This is a genomic window from Nonomuraea sp. ATR24 (assembly GCF_041950485.1).
In the GTDB taxonomy this organism is placed as follows: domain Bacteria; phylum Actinomycetota; class Actinomycetes; order Streptosporangiales; family Streptosporangiaceae; genus Nonomuraea; species Nonomuraea ceibae.
Genome location: NZ_JBGNUU010000042.1, coordinates 1 through 19,316, shown reverse-complemented (window position 1 = coordinate 19,316; position 19,316 = coordinate 1). Strand labels below are relative to the sequence as shown.

Here is a 19,316-nt window from a genome sequence, read left to right as displayed (position 1 = left end):
AAACTCTCCAAAAAAGGTTTGATACCAGGCAACATATCCGTCAAATATTTGACGAGGTGTTGCATGAAAAACTTCATGCACTGGCTTTTGACACACTGTTGAGTTCTCAAGAAACGGACGCTTGCTCTCCAGTCCTGCGAGAGGCGCTCATTTCGTTGTGTCTTAATTCTTTCAGCCGTTCAAGTCTCTGTCAAATTGACCGGACTTGCTCGACCTGCTGGAATTTCGACGCCCCGCTAACTTACCAGCTTGCGAGGAGTGCCTTCGCCAGTCGCACAGCCCATACCGAAATCACCTGAGTGAGGAGGTTGGGTTGCGCCGCACCGCGTCGGCTCCTAAAGATTAGCAGCGCCCAAGACCGTTCGTGCCGTGTTGCCTGCGCCGCCAGGCCACAAATCGATCACGGCCGACCATAGACTCCCCCACGTGAGCAGAGGCAACACGCCCCCTGTGGCGAAGAAGGTTCCGGCTGAGCGCACCCATCACGGCGACACCGTGATCGACGAGTACGCCTGGCTTACCGACAAAGACGATCCGGAGACGATCGCCTACCTGGAGGCGGAGAACGCCTTTCTCAAGGAGGAGACCGCCCATCTGACCGAGCTCCAGGAGCAGGTCTTCCAGGAGATCAAGGGCCGCACGCAGGAGACCGACCTGTCGGTGCCGAGCCGCAAGGGCGGCTGGTGGTACTTCTCCCGCACCGAGGAGGGCAAGCAGTACGCCACCTCCTGCCGCGTCCCCGCCGACGGCGACACGCCGCCGGAGATCACGCCGGGCGAGCGCCTCGACCGCGAGCAGGTCATCCTCGACGGCAACGAGCTGGCCGGCGACAGCCCGTTCTTCTCCGTCGGCACCAGCTCCGTCTCGCCCGACGGCACGATGCTGGCCTACTCCACCGACTTCAAGGGCGACGAGCGTTTCACGCTGCGGTTCAAGAACCTGGCGACGGGCGAGCTGCTCGAGGACGAGATCACCGACATCTTCTACGGCGGCGCCTGGTCGGCCGACGGGTCGGCGTTCTTCTACACGCGGGTCGACGACGCCTGGCGGCCCTACCAGGTCTACCGGCACACGCTCGGCACCAGCGAGGACGTGCTCGTCTACGAGGAGACCGACGAGCGGTTCTGGGTCGGCATCGGGCTGACCCGCAGCGAGCGCTACCTGGTGCTCGGCGCGGGCAGCAAGATCACCAGCGAGGTGCGCATCCTCGACGCCGCCGACCCGGCGGGCGAGTTCCGGCTGGTGCGGCCCCGCAAGACCGGCGTCGAGTACGGCATCGAGCACGCGGGCGACTTCTTCTACGTGCTCCACAACGAGAACGCGCGCAACTTCGAGCTGGCCACCGCGCCGCTCGACGACCCCGGCGTCTGGACGCCGGTGATCGAGCACCGGGAGGACACCCGGCTGCTGGAGATCGACGCGTTCGCGGGCCACGCCGTCGTGCACTTCCGCCGTGACGGCCTGACCGGGCTGCGGGTGCTGCCCGAGGGCGAAGCCCCGTACGAGATCGACTTTCCGGAGCCGCTCTACGACGTCGGGCCGGCCGGGAACCCGGAGTTCGTGACGAACCGGCTGCGCCTGGCCTACACCAGCATGGTGACGCCGGCCAGCGTCTACGACTACGACCTGGCCACGCGGGAGCTGATCCTGCTGAAGCGGCGGCCGGTGCTCGGCGGTTACGACCCCGAGGACTACGAGCAGTTCCGCGAGTGGGCCACGGCCGAGGACGGCACCGAGGTCCCGATCTCCGTCGTCAAGCGCAAGGACACGACGCTGCCGGCTCCGACGCTGCTGTACGGGTACGGCAGCTACGAGACGTCGATCGACCCGGGCTTCTCGGTGCCGCGGCTGTCGCTGCTGGACCGGGGGTTCGTGTTCGCGATCGCGCACGTGCGCGGCGGCGGCGAGATGGGCCGGCGCTGGTACGAGGAGGGCAAGCTCACCAGCAAGAAGAACACGTTCACCGACTTCGTGGCCGCGGCCCGGCATCTCAAGCAGGCCGGGTGGAGCGGGCGGGTGATCGCCAGGGGCGGTTCGGCGGGCGGGCTGCTCATGGGCGCGGCGGTCAACCTGGCTCCGGAGGAGTTCGCGGGCGTGGTGGCCGAGGTGCCGTTCGTGGACGCGCTGAACACGATCCTCGACCCGTCGCTCCCGCTGACGGTGATCGAATGGGACGAGTGGGGCGACCCGCTGCACAACGCGGACGTGTACGCGTACATGAAGGGGTACACGCCGTACGAGAACGTGGACGACAGAACGTATCCGCCGATTCTCGCGATCACCAGCCTGAACGACACGCGGGTGCTCTACCACGAGCCGGCCAAGTGGATCGCGCGGCTGCGCGCCACGGCCAAGGGCGGGCCGTTCCTGCTGAAGACGGAGATGGGCGCGGGACACGGCGGGCGCAGCGGACGGTACGACGCCTGGCGCGAGGAGGCGTTCGCGCTGTCGTGGATCATCGAAAGAGGGACAGCATGACGTACGAGGCCGACGCCGCCCGCTACGAGCGGCAGCCGTACAACCGGAGTGGGCGCAGCGGGCTGAAGCTGCCGGCGGTGTCGCTGGGGCTGTGGCACAACTTCGGTGACGACCGGCCGCTGGAGAACTCGCGGGCGATCCTGCGCCGGGCCTTCGACCTGGGCGTGACGCACTTCGACCTGGCCAACAACTACGGCGTGCCGTACGGGTCGGCGGAGCGGACGTTCGGGCGGATCTTCCGGCAGGACTTCTCCGCGTACCGGGACGAGCTGGTCATCTCTACCAAGGCCGGCTACGACATGTGGCCCGGCCCGTACGGCGAATGGGGGTCGCGCAAGTACCTGCTGGCCAGCCTGGACCAGTCGCTGGGCCGGATGGGCCTGGAGTACGTGGACGTGTTCTACAGCCACCGGCCCGATCCGGACACGCCGCTGGAGGAGACCATGGGCGCGCTGGACCGGGCGGTGCGCTCGGGCAAGGCGCTGTACGCGGGCATCTCCAACTACTCGGCGGAGCAGACCGCCCAGGCGGCCAGGATCATGCGGGAGCTGGGCACGCCGCTGCTCATCCACCAGCCGTCCTACTCGATGATCAACAGGTGGATCGAGGGCGGGCTGCTCGACACGCTGGAGGAGGCGGGCATGGGCTGCATCGTCTACTCGCCGCTGGCGCAGGGGCTGCTGACCGACCGCTACCTGAAGGGCGTGCCGGCGGACTCGCGGGCGGCGACCAGCCGGTTCCTCAGCGAGAAGCAGATCGACGTGGAGCTGGCGCGCTCGCTGGACGGGCTGGCCAGGGGGCGCGGGCAGAGCCTGGCCCAGATGGCGCTGTCGTGGACGCTGCGCGACCCGCGCGTCACGAGCGTGCTGATCGGGGCGAGCAGCGTGCGTCAGCTGGAGGACAACGTGGCGTGCGTGGACGGCCCGGCGTTCACCGAGGACGAGCTCAAGGCGATCGACGAGATCACAGGGCCTCGTGCCGCTGCAGGTAGGTGAACGACGCCCAGCCCGGCAGCACCGGCAGCCAGAACGTGAGCAGCCGGTAGAGCAGCACGGCCGAGGTGGCCAGGGTCGGCGGCACTCCCGCGACGCTCAGCCCGGCGGTGAGTGAGATCTCGACCGCGCCCAGGCCACCCGGCGTGGGCGCGGCCGAGCCGATGGCGTTGGCGGTGAGGTAGACGACCGCGACCGTGGTGAAGTCGATCTCGCCGCGGAACGCGTGGACGCACGCGTAGAGGCAGGCCACGAAGGCGATGGTGATCATGAGGGTGCCGACGGCGCCCTCGATCATCTTGCGTGGCGTCTGCAGCACGTCGAGCAGCCGGGGCAGCACGTTCGCGAACAGCCGCTGCATCCGCCGGGTGATGAACCGGCGCACCGGCGGGATGCCGAACAGCACCACGACCAGCAGCGCCACCGACAGGAGCACCACGACCAGGCCGCGCGACGGCGTGAACGTGGTGGCGGTGTTGGAGCCGGTGATGTAGGCGAACAGCAGCAGCAGGCCGATGTGGAAGACCATCATGACGAGCTGCGAGGCGCCCACGCTGGCCACGGCCAGCGCCGGGACGATGCCGCGCTTCTGCAGGTAGCGGGTGTTGATCGCGACGCCGCCGACGGCCGCGGGCGCGACGAGCTTGACGAACGAGGCGGCGAACTGCACCAGGACCGTGCGCCACAGCGGCAGGTGCTCGGGCACGAAGCCGCGCAGCATCAGCGCGGCGGCCACGAAGCTGACGAACGAGGCGAGCAGCGCCAGGCCGGTCCAGGCCCAGTTGGCGGTGGTGACGACCTGCACCACGTCGACCCGGCTGAGCTGGGACAGCACGATGTAGGCGGCGAACGTGCTGGCGATGATCGTGACGAGCGTGCGCGGCCGGAAGCGCTCCAGCCGGATCTCCTCCGGCTTGCTCTGCGGCTTGAGCGCGACGATCTGCTCGCGGATCGCGGTGAGCAGGTGCTTGTCCTTCTTCAGCGCGGCGCGGGTCTCGCGGGTGAGCGCGATGCGCTGGAGCAGCGGCATGGCGGTGGCCAGCGCGTCGGAGCCCATGACGGCGCTGGCGGCCCTGACGGACCGCTCGGCGCCGACGCGCAGCGCCAGATAGGTGAGGAGCTGGGCGATGTCGAGGCGCAGCAGCAGGTCGCCGGCGGCGATCTCGCCGCTGCGGGCGTCGGTGAGCACGACGCGGCCGGCCCGGTCGAGGTGGATGCCGTCGCCGGTCAGCCTGCGGTGGGCGAGGCGCTGGATCTGCAGCAGCGAGACCTGCTCCCAGATCTGGGCGAGGACGTCGTCGCTGATCTCCTCGTCGGGCACCTCGTCGAGCGGCCGGGTGTCGAGGTGCTCGTAGACGAGCAGCGCGGCCTCGGTGCCGATCTCGCTGGTGCCGAGCAGGCGGGGCGTGCTGGCCCCGGCGGCCTGGGCGGCGTAGGCCATGAGCGCCTCGCGCTCCAGCTCGGCGCGCAGCGACCTGATGGCCTTGCGCCGGGTCTCGGAGTTGAGGCGGATGCGCCGCCACAGCCGGTACGGCAGGCCGGCCACCTGGCGGTCGCGGTCGAGCACGGTGACGTCGAGGCTCGCGCCGTCGGCCAGCCCGACGGCGTAGCGGCGGCTGCCCTGGTGGTCGTCCTCGATGCGGCGGGCCGACACCGGGGAGAACGAGAGCCTGCGCAGCGTGGCCACGACGGCGTTGCCGGGCGGCCTGGTGTTGGGACTGCCGATCCCGTACAGGGTGGCGTAGCCCATCGCCATGCCGACCAGGACGGTGACGATGGCGCCGGGCAGGGTGATCTGGCCGCCGGAGTAGAGCGCCAGGATGTCGAGGCCGATCACGGTCCACACGAGCGCCCGCCAGGTGGGGCGGCGGGAGATGCGGACGGCGGTGGCGTAGGCGGTGACGGAGGTGAGCAGCGTGTTGAGCGGCTCGATGGGCCGGCCGCCGGTGAGCAGCCTGCCGAGGTCGTCGACGTTGCCGCCGACCAGCCACTGGCCGAGCAGGAACGAGCCGACCATGCCGACGATGGCGGCGATGAGCCCTTCGGCGACGCGCAGGCCGTCGCGGTGGAAGACCCGTTCGACGGCGAAGGCGACGGGCACGATGAGCACGGCCGCGCCGCCGACGAAGGTCGCGACGCGGCTGAGCAGCGGCACCAGGGCGGTGCCCTCGCTGACGTCGCGTTCGAGGCCGCTGAGCGTCTGCTTGGCCACCAGCGCGAGCAGGATCACCGCGCCGAGCGTGAGCAGCGTGGCGAACAGCCGCAGCAGGTCGGAGGGCCTGCGCAGGCGCTGGGGCAGGAGCGGCTCGACGACGTAGACGTCCGCGTCAGGGCGCGCTTCGCCCACGGCTGGATCCCCTTCCGAGAGGTCCTCCGCGTCTTCGCTTTCTCTGATTTCGGCCACCGACAGTGATTCTGCACCTTTCCGGGCGCATCGTACGATCTGTGAGCCCCGTGTCGGTGGAGCTCCAACCCTTCACCTTGATTTCTACCGCGAACTCCCCCTGACCGCGCCGCAGGGGCTCCACATAAGCTGTGACGCATGTCGGGCGAACTGAAGGTGCTGGGAGCGTGTCCGCTTGACTGCCCGGACACCTGCTCCTGGGTGGTCACCGTGCGGGACGGCGAAGCGGTCAAGATGCGCGGCAACCCCGACCATCCCTATACGCGCGGCGCGCTGTGCGTGAAGGTCAACCGCTACCTGGAGCAGACGCGGGCGCCCGACCGCATCCTCCACCCGCTGCGCCGCACCGGCCCCAAGGGGTCCGGGCAGTTCGAGCGCATCTCCTGGGAGGAGGCGCTGGAGGAGATCTCCGTACGGCTGCGCGGCATCGTCGAGGAGCACGGCGGCGAGGCGATCTGGCCCTACCAGGGCACGGGCACGCTGGGCTACCTCCAGGGCTGCGAGGGCGTGGCCGGCCGCCGGTTCTGGAACATGCTGGGCGCCTCGCGGCACTGGCTGAACATCTGCTCGGCGGCGGGCACCTCCGGTCTCCGGCTGACCAACGGCACGGCCGGCGGCATGGACCCGGAGAACTTCGCGCAGTCCCGGCTGATCCTGCTGTGGGGCACGAACACGCTCACCAGCGGTCACCACCTGTGGAAGTTCGTGCAGGACGCGCGGGCCGAGGGCGCGCACGTGGTGGCGATCGACCCGATCCGCACCAGGACCGCCGACCAGGCCGACCAGCATCTGGCGATCCGGCCGGGCACCGACGCGGCGCTCGCGCTGGGCCTGCTGAACGTGGTGCTGGCGGAGGGCGCGCAGGACGAGGACTTCCTGGCCCGGCACACCGACGGGTGGGAGAGCTTCCGCGCCGAGATCCTGAAATATCCGGTCGAGACGGCGGCGGAGATCACCGGCATCCCGGCCGCCGACATCCACAGCCTGGGGATGAGGCTCGCCCACACCCGGCCCACCGCGATCCGCGCCACCATGGGCATCCAGCGCCACGAGGGCGGCGGCACCGCGATGCGCACGATCGCCGCGATCCCCGCCGTGACCGGCGACTGGCGGCATCCGGGCGGCGGCGTCGCCTACTCGACCAGCGACCACGTGCACGTCAACATCGACACGCGCGACGACCTGCTGGCCAAGCCGGTGCGCACGCTCACCATGACGCGGCTGGCCTCCGAACTGGCCGACCCCGACTCGGTCAAGTGCCTGTGGGTCTACGGCGCGAACCCGGTCGGCTCGACCTCCGACAGCAACCGGATCAGGCGCGGGCTGATGCGCGACGACCTGTTCACGGTCGTCATGGAGCAGTTCCCGACCGACACGGTCGACTACGCCGACATCGTGCTCCCCGCGACGATGCAGACCGAGCACATGGACCTGCACGCCGGTTACGGCCACCTCTACCTCCTGTGGAACGAGCCCGCGAGCCCGCCGCCGGGCGAGTGCCTGTCGACGACCGAGACCTTCCGCCGGCTGGCGGCGCACATGGGGATGACCGAGCCGTCCCTGTTCGACACGGATCTGGAGCTGGCCGAGAACCTGCTGTCCAGCGGGCATTCCTCGCTTGAGGGCATCACCGTCGACAGGCTGCGCAAGGAGGGCTGGGTGCGGATGAACTACCCCGATCCCTTCACGCCGCACGCCGACGGCTTCCCGACCCGGTCCGGCCGGCTGCGGTTCCCGCCGCCGGGCAAGGCGTACGTGCCGTCGCTGTCGGCGCGCACGGCGGGGCGCGGCCCGTACCCGCTGACGCTGATCACGCCGGCCCCGCACACGTTCCTCAACACCACCTTCGGCAACAATCCGGAGCTGCGGCGGCGGGCCAAGGAGCCGGTCGTGCTGGTCAACCCGGCCGACGCGCGGGCGCGCAGGCTGAGCGACGGGCAGCGGGTGCGGGTGCACAACGCCGGCGGCGGCTTCCTGGCCGACGTCGAGATCAGCGACCGGGTGGCGCCCGGCGTGGTGGCCTCGCCCAAGGGCCGCTGGCCCAAGCTCAGCCCGGGCGGCGCCAACCCCAACACGGTCGTCGCCGAGCGTGACGCCGACCTGGGCAGGGGTGCGGTCTACCACGACAACCTGGTGGAGCTCAGCCCTTGTGCCGGTCCATGAACGCCACGACCCGGTCGATGACCTCGGTGGCGTAGGGGCCCCGGAACAGGTCGGAGGCGTGCGCGCTCTCGCCCTTGATGACGTGGATCTGCCGGTCGGGGGCGCGGGTGGCGGCGTCGTGCGCGGTCTGCAGGTCGTCGGCGCCGCCGTAGCTGTCGTGCTCGGTGCCGATCTGGAGCAGCGGCACCTTCAGCTTCGCGGCCTCGGCGGCGTCGATCGCGCCTGACAGGGCGATCACCCCGGCGGCCTTGTCCCCCAGCTCCAGCGCGGCGGTCGCCGAGACGGTGGCGCCGATCGAGCCGCCCGCCAGGAAGACCCGCTCGACGCCCTTCTCCTTGGCCAGCCGCCTGGCCATCGCCAGCGCGGTGTCCTCGGGCAGGTCGACGGACTTGCGCGCGTACAGCAGGACGCGGTAGCCGGCGGCGACGAGCCGGTCGGACAGCGGGCGCCAGGAGCACACGTTGCCGCGCCGCTCGTAGGTGATGACGACGCCGACCTCGCCCTTTCCGGTGATGACGCCGGGCATGTCGTCGCCGTAGGTGAAGATCTTGCCGTCGTCGCGGGTGTAGCAGCCGCTCACGTTGGGGCCCTTCGCCTTGGCCTTCGTCGGCGTCGGCGTCGGCGTGGGCGTGGGGGTGGCGCTGGGTGGTGGTGACGGGCTGGGGGCGGCCGAGGTGCTGACCGCGCCTCCGCAAGCGGTCAGCACCAGTACGAGTCCCAACGAGCCGACTATCGCGCGCATGGCCGCCCCTTTCTCTGAGACTATGTCAGAAGTGACATAGTTGCCAGGAACAATACTCTGGACGCACCATGACCTCAACGCTGGGATTCGCGATCCTCGCCGTGCTGGCCCGCGGCGAGCGCACCGGGTACGACATCGCCCAGGCGATGCGCCGGCCGGTGGCCTACTTCTGGACGGCCAGGCACAGCCAGATCCATACCGAGCTGCAGAAACTGCTGGCCGAAGGACTGGTCGCGTACGAGACGCAGGCGGGGCCCGGGCCGCAGGACAAGAAGATCTACCGGCTGACCGGCGCGGGCACGGCGGCGCTGCGCGAGTGGGTGACCGAGCCGCCGCGCGAGCGGCCGGAGCGCGACGAGCTGGTGCTCAAGACCTACACGGCCTGGCTCGCCGAGCCGGAGGCGCTGCGGCGGCTCTTCGCCGACCAGCTCGCCCGCCACGAGGCCAGGCTGGCCGACTACGAGCGCGAGGAGGAGCTGTTCGGCGGGCCGCCGCCGATCGGCGACCCGCGCTTCGGCAACTACGCGACGCTGCGGTGCGGGCTCGGCTACGAGCGGCACCGGGCCGACTGGTGCAGGTGGATGCTGGCTCAGCTCAGCGCGAGCTTGTAGCCCTCGTGCGAGGCGGTGAAGCCGAGCGAGTCGTAGAAGCGGTGCGCGTCGGCGCGGGACTTGTCGGAGGTGAGCTGCACCATGGCGCAGCCCCGGGCGCGGGCCCGGTCGATGCCCCACTGGATCATCCTGCGGCCCAGCCCCTCCCCCCGGCTGGAGGCGGCGACCCGGACGGCCTCGATCTGGCACCGCTCGGCGCCCAGCCGCGACAGCCCGGCCAGGTAGGTGAGCTGCATGGTGCCGACCACCTTGCCGTCGCGCTCGGCGACGATCAGCTCGTCGTACGGGTCGGCGTCGATGCGGTCGAAGGCGGCCAGGTAGCGCTCGTCGGACGGGTCTCCCTCGCGGGTGGCGCCGAGCGGGTCGTCGGCCAGCATCGCCACGATCGCGGGCACGTCGTCCCGGCGGGCCCGGCGGAAGAGCAGGGACAGGACATAGTGGGACTCGGGGATGTCGGGGTTGGACGGCAGGCCCATCTTCTTGCCGCTGGGGGTGAACCCCTTGCTCGCGTACAGCGCCCTGGCCGCCGTGTTGTGGTCGACGCACCACAGCTCGACCTCGTCCACGCCGACCTCCCTGGCGTGCGCGACGGCCGCGTCGACCAGCCGCGAGGCGACCCCGCGGCCCCTGGCCTCCGGCGCGACCCACATCGACAGCAGGTGCGCCCGGCCCTCCTCGACCCGCACGCACACCAGCCCGGCGTCGCCGCCGTCGATGACGGCCACCCGCCACCACGACCCTGACAGCCGCTCAGCCCACGTCTCGGCGGTGAACGCGCTCTCCCGCTCGTAGGAGGACCCGAACGCGTCAGGCGCCTCCTGGAGCGCGCGCAGGCGGATCGCCTTCAGCCGCTCCCACTCGCCGGCGCCGAACTGCTCAATCGTGACATCTCGCATGAACTGCATCATGTCAGGGACTGGTCAGGGTCCATCCCCGATGTGGGCAGGGGGCGGCCGGAGGCACGCTGAGGACATGAACGAAATCACCCGACGTGATGAAGTCTCGCTGTCCGCCGCCGCCCTGCGCGGCGCTCCGTGGAAGGCCGCCGTCATCGGCGGTGGCGCCGTCGCCGCGACCAGTTTCGGGGTCGGGCTGCTCGGCGGCGGCGACATGGTGTGGGCGCTGGGGCTGGGCATCAGCCTGTTCGCGCTGATCGCGGCCGTGGGCGCGGTGTCCAAGCCCGAGGAGGGCGACCGGGTGACCCGGCAGGCGCGCGTGTGGGGCCTGCGCCACCCGTGGAAGTTCGCGCTGCTGCCGGCCGGCATCACCGCGGTGCTCGACTACCCGGTGCAGCTCGTGCTCGACGGGGAGGGCGTGTTCGGCTCGGCGGTGCACGCCGGCTGGCACGGACTGCTCGTCTACGTGATCGCCGCCGTGCTCACCCTCACCATGCAAGGCCGGGCGCGCTCAGCTCGCTGAGGCGGCCCGCTCGGCCTCGCTCCGGCAGACGCAGAACTCGTTGCCCTCGGGATCGCGCATGGTGACCCAGCCGATGCCGTTCTCGTCGCGCCGGTCGTCGTAGATGGTGGCGCCGAGGCCGAGCAGGCGCTCGACCTCCTGGTCGCGGGTGCGGCCCTCGGTGCCGTTGACGTCCAGGTGCAGCCGGTTCTTCACGGACTTGCCCTCCGGCACCCGGATGAACAGCAGGAACGGGTCGTGCTTGGTGCGCAGCATCACCTCGTCGTCGCCCGGCATGTCGCCGTCGCCGAGCGGGAGGCCCGTGGCCTTGCTCCACCAGGTGGCGAGCTCGTACGGGTCGGCGCAGTCAATGGTCACAGCGTGAATCTCGATCATTCGGCCACTCAATCGCGACACCGGCAATCGAGTCAAGCCGGTTAGTGCGCGCCGGCCAGGTTGAGCCCGACGACCCCGGCCAGGATGAGCCCGATGGAGATCAGGCGGATCGCCGAGACGTCGTCGCCCATGGCCAGCATGCCGAGCACCGCCGTGCCGACCGCGCCGATGCCGGTCCACACGGCGTACGCGGTGCCGACCTCGAGGGACTTGAGGGCGTACGCGAGCATGCCGAAGCTCAGGAGCGCGGTGAGCAGGAAGGAGACGGACCACCACACGTGGGTGAAACCGTTGCTGAGCTTGAGCGACAGGGCCATCGCGACTTCGGCGACGCCGGCGAGAACGAGGATGATCCAGGCCATCGTGGCATGACTCCTTCAGCGGGACTGCAGTGTCATGCGTCGTCTTTACCTACCGGGTACGGCGCGTCTCGTCCGGGAGCTGTGCTCACAACACGGAACGCCCCCAGGGCCGCGATCATTCCCACCAGATCGTGACCCAGCGGTCGCGGGGCATCGGCCACATCCCCATCTCCTGCGCCGTGCGCGCCACCTCGTCGGCCCGCGCCGGGTCGAGGCAGATGCGGTGGCAGGCGCTGGCGGCCAGCTCCTCCAGGGAGCTGAATCGTTCCAGCGGGGCCTCGCGCTCCTCCACGCGCACCGCGAAGCCCAGCGCGGCGGCCAGCGCCACGCAGTCCTCGGCGACGGGCCGCACGGGACGGTCGACGCCGTGGAAGTGCTGCCAGAGCGGCGCCAGCCAGCTCATGGGATGGCGGTGCGGCAGCTCCAGCACCACGCGGCGGCGGGTGCGCGAGTCGAGCGCGAACAGGAACGGCGCCAGGTCGGGGACGTTGTAGACCACGTGCGCGGCCACCGACACGTCGACCTCGGGCACCTCGTCCGCCACGTCCGGCCAGCGGCCCGCGATCGCGGTGGTGCGCACGCCCAGCTTGTCGGCGCGGGCCGAGAGCTCGTCGAGCATCTCGGGCGAGCTGTCGACGGCGTAGAGGTGGCCGATGCGCTCGCGCAGCGGCAGCGACGAGGCGCCCGGTCCCGAGCCGACGTCCAGCAGCGTGCCGCCCTCGGGCAGCGCCTGCCTCACGCGCGTCATGGTGGGCCCGTCGTCGGGCTCGGCGAGCGCTCTGTCGGTGCGGCTGGTGAACCGGCTCACCGGATAGCCCCACGGATCGACCGGGGCCGCGGCCAGGATCTCCGGCGGAATGGCCCAGGATTCCAGGCGCTCTCGCCATCTCGCGGCGAGTTCTTCGGCATCCACGGAGATGAGCATGCCACGCATATCCATGGTTACCGGCGGGTAGCATTGCTAGTAAGGTTACTCACCGGTAGATGAAGGACTCGGTTCAAGGAGAGCTGCACCCATGGGCCACTACAAGAGCAACGTGCGTGACCTGGAGTTCAACCTTTTCGAGGTGTTCGGGCGACGCGAGATCCTCGGCAGGGGCCCGTACGCGGACGTGGACGAGGACACGGCCCGCAGCATCCTGGATGAGGCCGAGCGGCTGGCGACGGGCGTCCTGGCCGACTCGTTCGAGGAGGGCGACCGCAACCCGCCCGTCTTCGACGCCGCCACCGGGTCCGTCACCATCCCCGACGGCTTCAAGAAGTCGTTCAAGACGCTGGTCGACGGCGGCTGGGCGCACCTCGACCTGCCCACCGACCTGGGCGGCCCCGGCATCCCGCGGAGCCTGGCGTGGGCCACCGCCGAGATGGTCCTGGGCGCCAACCCGGCGCTGTACATGTACGCGGCGGGCCCGAACTTCGCCTACACGCTGTGGAAGGTCGGCACCCCGGAGCAGAAGCGCTTCGCCGAGCTGGCCATCGAGCGCAACTGGGGCGCCACCATGGTGCTGACCGAGCCCGACGCCGGCTCCGACGTGGGCGCCGGCCGCGCCAAGGCGATCAAGCAGGACGACGGCACCTGGCACATCGAGGGCGTCAAGCGCTTCATCACCAGCGCCGAGCACGACATGGCCGAGAACATCTTCCACCTGGTCCTGGCCCGCCCCGAGGGCCACGGCCCCGGCACCAAGGGCCTGTCGATGTTCCTGGTGCCCAAGTTCCACGTGAACCTGGAGACCGGCGAGCTCGGCGAGCGCAACGGCGCATACGTGACCAACGTCGAGAAGAAGATGGGCCTGAAGGTCTCCACGACCTGCGAGCTCACCTTCGGCGACAAGCACCCGGCGGTCGGCTGGCTGGTCGGCGACGTGCACGAGGGCATCAAGCAGATGTTCATGGTCATCGAGCACGCCCGCATGATGGTCGGCACCAAGGCCATCGCCACCCTGTCCACCGGCTACCTGAACGCGCTGGAGTACGCCAAGCAGCGCTTCCAGGGCGCCGACCTGACCAAGATGGCCGACAAGACCGCCCCGCGCGTGACCGTGGTCAACCACCCGGACGTGCGGCGCGAGCTGATGCTGCAGAAGGCGTACGCCGAGGGCATGCGGGCGCTGGTGCTCTACACGGCGACCTTCCAGGACGCCATCCAGATCGACCCCGACGACCGGCACGCGCACGCGATGAACGACCTGCTGCTGCCGCTGGTCAAGGGCGTCGGCTCGGAGCGCTCGTACGAACTGCTGGCGCGCTCGCTGCAGACGCTGGGCGGCTCCGGCTACCTCCAGGACTACCCGATCGAGCAGTACATCCGGGACGCGAAGATCGACTCCCTGTACGAGGGCACGACCGCGATCCAGGGCCTGGACCTGTTCTTCCGCAAGATCCTGCGCAACCAGGGCGCGGCCGTGGGCGCACTGCTGACCGAGATCAACGAGTTCGCCGCCTCCGAGGCGGGCAACGGCCGGCTCAAGGAGGAGCGCAAGCTGCTCGCCGAGGCCGCCGCCGAGGTCAAGGCCATGGGCGACACGATGGCCGGCTGGGCGCTCGGGTCGCTGGAGAAGCCGGAGGAGGTCTACCGCGTCGGGCTCAACACCACCCGGTTCCTGCTCTCGCTGGGCGACCTGGTGATCGGCTGGCTGCTGCTGCGCCAGGCCGAGGTGGCGCTGGCCCGCCTGGCGGACGGCGACGACCCCTTCTACCAGGGCAAGGTCGCGGCGGCGTCGTTCTTCGCCACGACCGTGCTGCCCCGCCTGGCCGCCGAGCGCCGCACGCTCGACGCCACTGGTCAGGAGCTCATGGAGCTGCCCGAAGAGGCCTTCTGACGAACGCGCCGGCCCGATGGCCGGCGCGTTCTTCGCACCATTTCCCTATTAAACCTGTAGGAAATGTTGACTTAGTGGCGGCGGACGCCTAGGTTCGGCGGCATGAGAGTGGGCCGTTTCAGACATGCCGTTGCCGCAACCACGCTGCTGCTGGCCACCGCAGCCTGTGGGACGAGCCAGGCCGGATCCGTCCAGAAGGAACTGCGCTACCAGGGCAGCGTCGGCGCGGTCACCTTCCCCGAACTGGCCGAGGAGCTGGGCTACCTCGGCGACATCAAGCTGAAGTGGGTCGGCAACACCACCTCCGGGCCGCAGGACATCCAGTCCGCAGCCACCGGCCAGACCGACTTCGGCGGCGCCTTCAACGGCGCCATCGTCAAGCTCCGGGCCGCCCGGGCCCCCATCAAGGCCGTGATCGGCTACTACGGCGCGGACGAGAAGTCGTTCAGCGGCTACTACGTGCCCGAGGACAGCCCGATCAGGACCGCGCGCGACCTCATCGGCAAGAAGATCGGCGTCAACACGCTCGGCGCGCACCACGAAGCCGTGATCAAGGAGTATCTGACCCGGGCCGGGCTCACGCCCGCCGAGATCGAGCGCGTCCAGCTCGTCGTCGTCCCGCCGGTCAACACCGAGCAGGCGCTGCGCCAGGGACAGCTCGACGTCGGCACCCTCGGCGGCATCCTCAAGGACAAGGCGCTGGAGCGCGGCGGGCTGCGGCCGCTGTTCACCGACACCGGGCTGTTCGGGCCGTTCACCGCCGGCTCGGTCGTCTTCCGCGAGGCGTTCATCGCCGACAACCCCGAGGTCGTCCGCACGTTCGTGACCGGCTTCGCCAAGGCCGTGCACTGGGCCCAGACCCGCCCCCGCGAGGAGGTGGTCGCCAAGTTCGAGCAGATCATCAACCGCCGCGGCCGCAACGAGGACCCGAGCACCGTGCGCTACTGGAAGAGCTCGGGCATCGCCGGCCCAGGCGGGGTGATCGCCGTCAAGGAGTTCCAGACCTGGATCGACTGGCTGGAGCGCTCCGGCGACATCAGGCCCGGCCAGGTCGAGGCCGGCGACGTCTTCACCAACGCGTTCAACCCCTACGCCGGCCGGAGCGCCTCATGACGACACTGAGCGAGACCGCCGTCCGCACCAAGATCGGCATCCGGGGCGTGGGCCGGACGTTCACGGTCCGGGGCGAGCCGTTCACCGCGCTGGCGGACATCGACCTGGACGTGCGCGAAGGAGAGTTCCTGACGCTGGTCGGGCCGAGCGGCTGCGGCAAGTCCACACTCCTCGACCTGATCGCCGGGCTGGCCGCGCCGAGCAGCGGCGAGATCCTCATCGACGGCGCCCCCGTCACCGGCCCCGGCCTCGACCGGGGCGTGGTCTTCCAGCAGTACGCGCTGTTCCCGTGGCGGTCGGCGCGGGCCAACGTCGAGTTCGGGCTGGAGGCCAAGGGCGTACCCCGCCGCGAGCGCGCCGGGCGGGCCAGGCACTACCTGGACCTGGTCGGCCTGGCCGGGTTCGAGGACCGCTACCCGCACGAGCTGTCGGGCGGCATGCGCCAGCGGGTCGCCATCGCGCGCAGCCTCGCCTTCGACCCCGACGTGCTGCTCATGGACGAGCCGTTCGCCGCCCTGGACGCCCAGACGCGCGAGTCGCTGCAGGGCGAGCTGCTGGACGTGTGGCGCAAGACCGGCAAGACGATCGTGTTCATCACCCACGGCATCGACGAGGCCGTCTACCTGGGCCAGCGGGTCGCCGTCATGACCTCCAGGCCGGGGCGGATCAAGGAGGTCGTCGAGGTGTCGTTCGACTCGCGCGAGGGCGACCTCCGGGCCGACCCGGCGTTCGGCGCGTACCGGCACCACGTGTGGAGCCGGCTGCGCGCCGAGGTGGCGGCGGCCCAGGAGCAGGAGCGGGCCTCGTGAGCGCCGTCCGGCGGGCCGCCGCCCGGTCGGCGGCCGTCCTGCTGCTCCTGGCGGCCTGGGAGGGGCTGCCCCGGCTGGGCGTGGTCGACCCGGTCTTCGTGCCGCCGCTCTCGGTGAACCTCCAGGCCGGCTACGACCTGCTGCTCGGCGGTCAACTGCCCGAGCACGTACGGGCGTCGCTGGTGCGCTCGCTGTCCGGGTTCGGCCTGGCCATCCTGCTGGCCATCCCGCTCGGGCTGCTGATCGGCTGGTACCGGCCGGTGGCCGACACGCTGGTGCCGCTGCTGGAGGTGTTCCGCAACACCTCGGCGGTCGCGCTGCTGCCCGTCTTCACGCTGATCCTCGGCATCGGCGAGACCACGAAGATCACCTTCGTGCTGTACGCCTGCTCCTGGCCGATCCTGCTCAACACCATCAGCGGGGTGCGGGCGGTCGAGCCGTTGCTGGTCAAGTCCGCCAGGTCGATGGGCGTCGGCCCGGTCCGGCTGTTCCAGAAGGTGATCCTGCCCGCCGCCGTGCCCGCCGTCTTCACCGGCATCCGGCTGGCCGGGGCGTACGCGATCCTCGTCCTGCTCTTCGCCGAGATGGTCGGCGCCAAGGCGGGGCTCGGCTACCTGATCCAGGACGCCCAGTTCAGCTTCCGCATCCCCGACATGTACGCCGGAATCATCACGATCTCCCTGCTCGGCCTGCTGTTCAACCTGCTGCTGGTCAGCGTCGAGCGCCGCTTCAGCACCTGGAGGACCACATGAGCAGACAGCTACGCCTCAACGCCTTCCTCATGGGCGTCGGCCACCACGAGGCCGCCTGGCGGCACCCGCTGACCGAGCCCGCCCGCCTGGCCGACGTCCGCCACTACCAGGAGCTGGCCAGGATCGCCGAGGCGGGCAAGCTGGACTCCGTCTTCCTGGCCGACGGGGTGGCGCTGCAGGCCGACGTCCGGCACAACGCGCTCGGCGGGCTCGAACCGCTGACCCTGCTGTCCGCGCTCGCCGCCGTGACCGACCACGTCGGGCTGATCGCGACCGTCTCGACGACCTACAACGAGCCGTTCCACGTCGCCCGCAAGTTCGCCTCGCTCGACCACATCAGCGGCGGCCGGGCCGGCTGGAACATCGTCACCTCCGCCGGCGAGGCCGAGGCGCGCAACTTCGGCATCGAGCGGCCCGCGCACGCCGACCGCTACGCCCGCGCCACCGAGTTCCTGGACGTGGTCACCAAGCTCTGGGACAGCTGGGAGGACGACGCCGTCGTGGCCGACCGGGCGGGCGGCGTCTACGCCGACACCGGCAAGATCCACGCGATCGAGCACGCCGGCGAGCGGTTCTCCGTACGCGGCCCGCTGAACACCCAGCGGCCGCCGCAGGGGCATCCGCTGCTCGTCCAGGCGGGCTCGTCGGAGGACGGCAAGGAGTTCGCCGCCCGCTACGCCGAGGCCGTGTTCACCGCCCAGCAGACGCTGGAGGAGGGCCGGGCGTTCTACCGCGACCTCAAGAGCCGCCTGACCCGCCACGGCCGGCAGCCCGGCGACCTGCTCGTCCTGCCCGGGATCTCGCCCGTCATCGGCTCCACCGAGAGCGAGGCCCGCCGCCTGGAACGCGAGCTGGACGAGCTCATCATCCCCGCCTACGGGCTGGCCCAGCTCTCCACGCTCGTCGGCATCGAGCTGGACCACGACGCGCTCGACCGGCCGCTGCCCGACGTGGGCGTCGACACCGAGGGCGCGCAGAGCCGCCGCAAGCTCGTCGTGGACCTGGCCAGGCGCGACAACCTGACCGTGCGGCAGCTCATCGCCCGGCTGGCCGGCGGCCGTGGGCACCGGGTGGTGGCCGGGGCGCCCGAGCAGATCGCCGACCAGATCCAGGAGTGGTTCGAGGGCGGCGCGGCCGACGGGTTCAACATCATGCCGCCGCTCCTGCCCAGCGGGCTGCACGACTTCGTCGACCACGTCGTGCCGGAGCTGCGCGTCAGGGGGCTGTTCCGGCACGAGTACGAGGGCCGTACGCTGCGCGAGAACTACGGCCTGAGCAGGCCGGGCTCCCGCTACGCCGCCGATCGGGCCGCCGACCTGGTGGTGGCCGGATGAGCCTCGTCACGCTGGTCGGCAACCCGCGAGAGGGCTCCAGGACGCTCGCGGCGGCCGTCGAGGCAGCCGAGGCCGTCGGGCGGCGGATCGGGCACGACGGGCCGCCCGAGGTCGTGGACCTGTCGGCGCTCGGGCCGCACCTGCTCGCCGCCACCCCGTCGGCCGCCGTGGAGGTGGCCGTGGAGCTGGTCACCGGGGCACGCGTGCTGGTGGTGGCCAGTCCCACCTACAAGGGCACCTACACCGGGCTGCTCAAGTCCTTCCTGGACCGGCTGCCTCCCGCCGCGCTGCGCGGGACCGCGGCGCTGCCCCTGCTGGTCATGGGCGACCCGGCGCACTCCCTGGCCGTCGAAGTGCACCTGCGGCCGCTGCTGGTGGAGCTCGGCGCCGTCGTGCCCACGCCCGGCCTGGCGCTGCTGGAGTCGCGGCTGCCGCAGCTCGGCGAGGTGCTCGCCGACTGGGCCGACCGGGTCGCGCCCCAGGTCGCGGCGGTGCTCAGGCAGGAGGTGGCGTCCTGAGGGTGTGATCCGCGTTACCCGGGTATGACCGAGGACGTACTAGCTCTTTGCCTGTCGCTGGAGGCCGTCATGGGTGTCGGGGTCAGCATCTTCTTCCTCACGCTCGGCGCCATCCTGAGATTCGCCATCGAGCCCGACGTGTTCGGCCAGAGCGTCCACATGGACGTGATCGGCCTCATCTTCATGATCGTCGGAGGCGCCGGGATCGTGCTGAGCGTCGTGCTCGCGCCCCGGCGCGGCCGCACCTCCGACGACCGGCTGATGCACCGCGAGAACAACCCGCCCGAGCTCTAGAGCCAACGCCGTTCAGTTAGGGCTGGGGTCGTGGCGTCAAGGGCTGGCCCGGAGCATGTTGATGCTGATGGTGGCTTTGTAGGTGGTCCGGTCGATGGCGGGTCCGCGGGCGTTGTATTTGGAGATCG

18 protein-coding genes, 1 pseudogene and 1 riboswitch are annotated in these 19,316 nt (G+C 70.6%); of the genes and pseudogenes, 12 read left to right on the top strand and 7 right to left on the bottom strand.

From position 1 onward, the window contains the following. Window positions 1–426 precede the first annotated feature (426 nt). Window positions 427–2,478: a S9 family peptidase gene (locus tag ACBI99_RS45475; protein WP_364171971.1), complete on the top strand. Its 2,052-nt coding sequence runs from the start codon at window positions 427–429 to the stop codon at window positions 2,476–2,478. Next, window positions 2,475–3,473 carry an L-glyceraldehyde 3-phosphate reductase gene (mgrA, locus tag ACBI99_RS45470; protein WP_375075403.1) on the top strand — a complete coding sequence of 333 codons (999 nt, stop codon included), beginning with the start codon at window positions 2,475–2,477 and terminating at the stop codon, window positions 3,471–3,473. Before ACBI99_RS45475 ends, mgrA begins: the two co-directional genes overlap by 4 nt. Here mgrA and ACBI99_RS45465 read toward each other — a convergent pair. Beyond that, a complete protein-coding gene (locus ACBI99_RS45465) occupies window positions 3,442–5,817 on the bottom strand; it encodes a lysylphosphatidylglycerol synthase transmembrane domain-containing protein (RefSeq protein WP_357593915.1) in 2,376 nt (791 codons plus the stop codon). The two genes, mgrA and ACBI99_RS45465, sit on opposite strands and share 32 nt — an antisense overlap. A gap of 195 nt (window positions 5,818–6,012) precedes the next feature. Between ACBI99_RS45465 and ACBI99_RS45460 the strand changes: the two genes are divergently transcribed. Next, window positions 6,013–8,037, top strand: coding sequence for a molybdopterin-dependent oxidoreductase (locus ACBI99_RS45460; protein ID WP_375075402.1), 2,025 nt, complete (start codon window positions 6,013–6,015; stop codon window positions 8,035–8,037). Here the strand turns inward: ACBI99_RS45460 and ACBI99_RS45455 are convergent. Beyond that, complete coding sequence (locus ACBI99_RS45455; RefSeq protein ID WP_375075401.1) at window positions 8,015–8,779, bottom strand: alpha/beta hydrolase; 765 nt, start codon at window positions 8,777–8,779, stop codon at window positions 8,015–8,017. The two genes, ACBI99_RS45460 and ACBI99_RS45455, sit on opposite strands and share 23 nt — an antisense overlap. A gap of 68 nt (window positions 8,780–8,847) precedes the next feature. Between ACBI99_RS45455 and ACBI99_RS45450 the strand changes: the two genes are divergently transcribed. Next, entirely contained in the window at window positions 8,848–9,390 is a 543-nt protein-coding gene (locus tag ACBI99_RS45450; RefSeq protein ID WP_357593920.1) for a PadR family transcriptional regulator, read from the top strand. On the opposite strand, the gene ACBI99_RS45445 is transcribed toward ACBI99_RS45450, so the two are convergent. Together ACBI99_RS45445 and ACBI99_RS45440 are read right to left on the bottom strand one after the other, a co-directional pair. After that, window positions 9,369–9,767, bottom strand: coding sequence for a GNAT family N-acetyltransferase (locus ACBI99_RS45445; RefSeq protein ID WP_357593935.1), 399 nt, complete (start codon window positions 9,765–9,767; stop codon window positions 9,369–9,371). The two genes, ACBI99_RS45450 and ACBI99_RS45445, sit on opposite strands and share 22 nt — an antisense overlap. 114 nt (window positions 9,768–9,881) lie before the next feature. Continuing rightward, window positions 9,882–10,286 (bottom strand): annotated as a pseudogene (locus ACBI99_RS45440) (GNAT family N-acetyltransferase); the annotation flags it as partial. A 76-nt stretch (window positions 10,287–10,362) separates the two neighbouring features. Here ACBI99_RS45440 and ACBI99_RS45435 point away from each other — a divergent pair. Then, window positions 10,363–10,809 (top strand): hypothetical protein, encoded by a 447-nt coding sequence (locus tag ACBI99_RS45435; RefSeq protein WP_375075400.1) that lies wholly within the window; start codon window positions 10,363–10,365, stop codon window positions 10,807–10,809. On the opposite strand, the gene ACBI99_RS45430 is transcribed toward ACBI99_RS45435, so the two are convergent. The 3 genes from ACBI99_RS45430 to ACBI99_RS45420 form a co-directional block, all read right to left on the bottom strand. Further along, complete coding sequence (locus ACBI99_RS45430; protein WP_357593924.1) at window positions 10,798–11,166, bottom strand: VOC family protein; 369 nt, start codon at window positions 11,164–11,166, stop codon at window positions 10,798–10,800. The two genes, ACBI99_RS45435 and ACBI99_RS45430, sit on opposite strands and share 12 nt — an antisense overlap. 59 nt (window positions 11,167–11,225) lie before the next feature. Further along, entirely contained in the window at window positions 11,226–11,546 is a 321-nt protein-coding gene (locus ACBI99_RS45425; RefSeq protein ID WP_219506487.1) for a multidrug efflux SMR transporter, read from the bottom strand. A gap of 33 nt (window positions 11,547–11,579) precedes the next feature. Continuing rightward, window positions 11,580–11,643, bottom strand: a riboswitch (guanidine-III (ykkC-III) riboswitch). Between the two features lie 18 nt (window positions 11,644–11,661). Continuing rightward, window positions 11,662–12,459, bottom strand: coding sequence for a class I SAM-dependent methyltransferase (locus tag ACBI99_RS45420; protein WP_357593926.1), 798 nt, complete (start codon window positions 12,457–12,459; stop codon window positions 11,662–11,664). A 103-nt stretch (window positions 12,460–12,562) separates the two neighbouring features. Here ACBI99_RS45420 and ACBI99_RS45415 point away from each other — a divergent pair, with 103 nt between their 5' ends. The 7 genes from ACBI99_RS45415 (at window position 12,563) to ACBI99_RS45385 (ending at window position 19,188) form a co-directional block, all read left to right on the top strand. Continuing rightward, window positions 12,563–14,368, top strand: coding sequence for an acyl-CoA dehydrogenase (locus tag ACBI99_RS45415; protein ID WP_375075399.1), 1,806 nt, complete (start codon window positions 12,563–12,565; stop codon window positions 14,366–14,368). A gap of 102 nt (window positions 14,369–14,470) precedes the next feature. Continuing rightward, window positions 14,471–15,481: an ABC transporter substrate-binding protein gene (locus ACBI99_RS45410; RefSeq protein WP_357593930.1), complete on the top strand. Its 1,011-nt coding sequence runs from the start codon at window positions 14,471–14,473 to the stop codon at window positions 15,479–15,481. Further along, a complete protein-coding gene (locus tag ACBI99_RS45405; protein ID WP_375075398.1) occupies window positions 15,478–16,290 on the top strand; it encodes an ABC transporter ATP-binding protein in 813 nt (270 codons plus the stop codon). The genes ACBI99_RS45410 and ACBI99_RS45405 overlap by 4 nt, the downstream gene beginning before the upstream one ends. Further along, window positions 16,287–17,042, top strand: a complete 756-nt coding sequence (locus ACBI99_RS45400; RefSeq protein WP_308125803.1) for an ABC transporter permease — start codon at window positions 16,287–16,289, stop codon at window positions 17,040–17,042. The genes ACBI99_RS45405 and ACBI99_RS45400 overlap by 4 nt, the downstream gene beginning before the upstream one ends. Beyond that, a complete protein-coding gene (locus ACBI99_RS45395) occupies window positions 17,039–18,376 on the top strand; it encodes an LLM class flavin-dependent oxidoreductase (protein ID WP_357593933.1) in 1,338 nt (445 codons plus the stop codon). Before ACBI99_RS45400 ends, ACBI99_RS45395 begins: the two co-directional genes overlap by 4 nt. Further along, window positions 18,373–18,894: an NAD(P)H-dependent oxidoreductase gene (locus tag ACBI99_RS45390; protein WP_364171953.1), complete on the top strand. Its 522-nt coding sequence runs from the start codon at window positions 18,373–18,375 to the stop codon at window positions 18,892–18,894. The genes ACBI99_RS45395 and ACBI99_RS45390 overlap by 4 nt, the downstream gene beginning before the upstream one ends. 69 nt (window positions 18,895–18,963) lie before the next feature. After that, window positions 18,964–19,188 (top strand): DUF6458 family protein, encoded by a 225-nt coding sequence (locus ACBI99_RS45385; protein ID WP_219506502.1) that lies wholly within the window; start codon window positions 18,964–18,966, stop codon window positions 19,186–19,188. The last annotated feature ends 128 nt before the right edge of the window (window positions 19,189–19,316 follow it).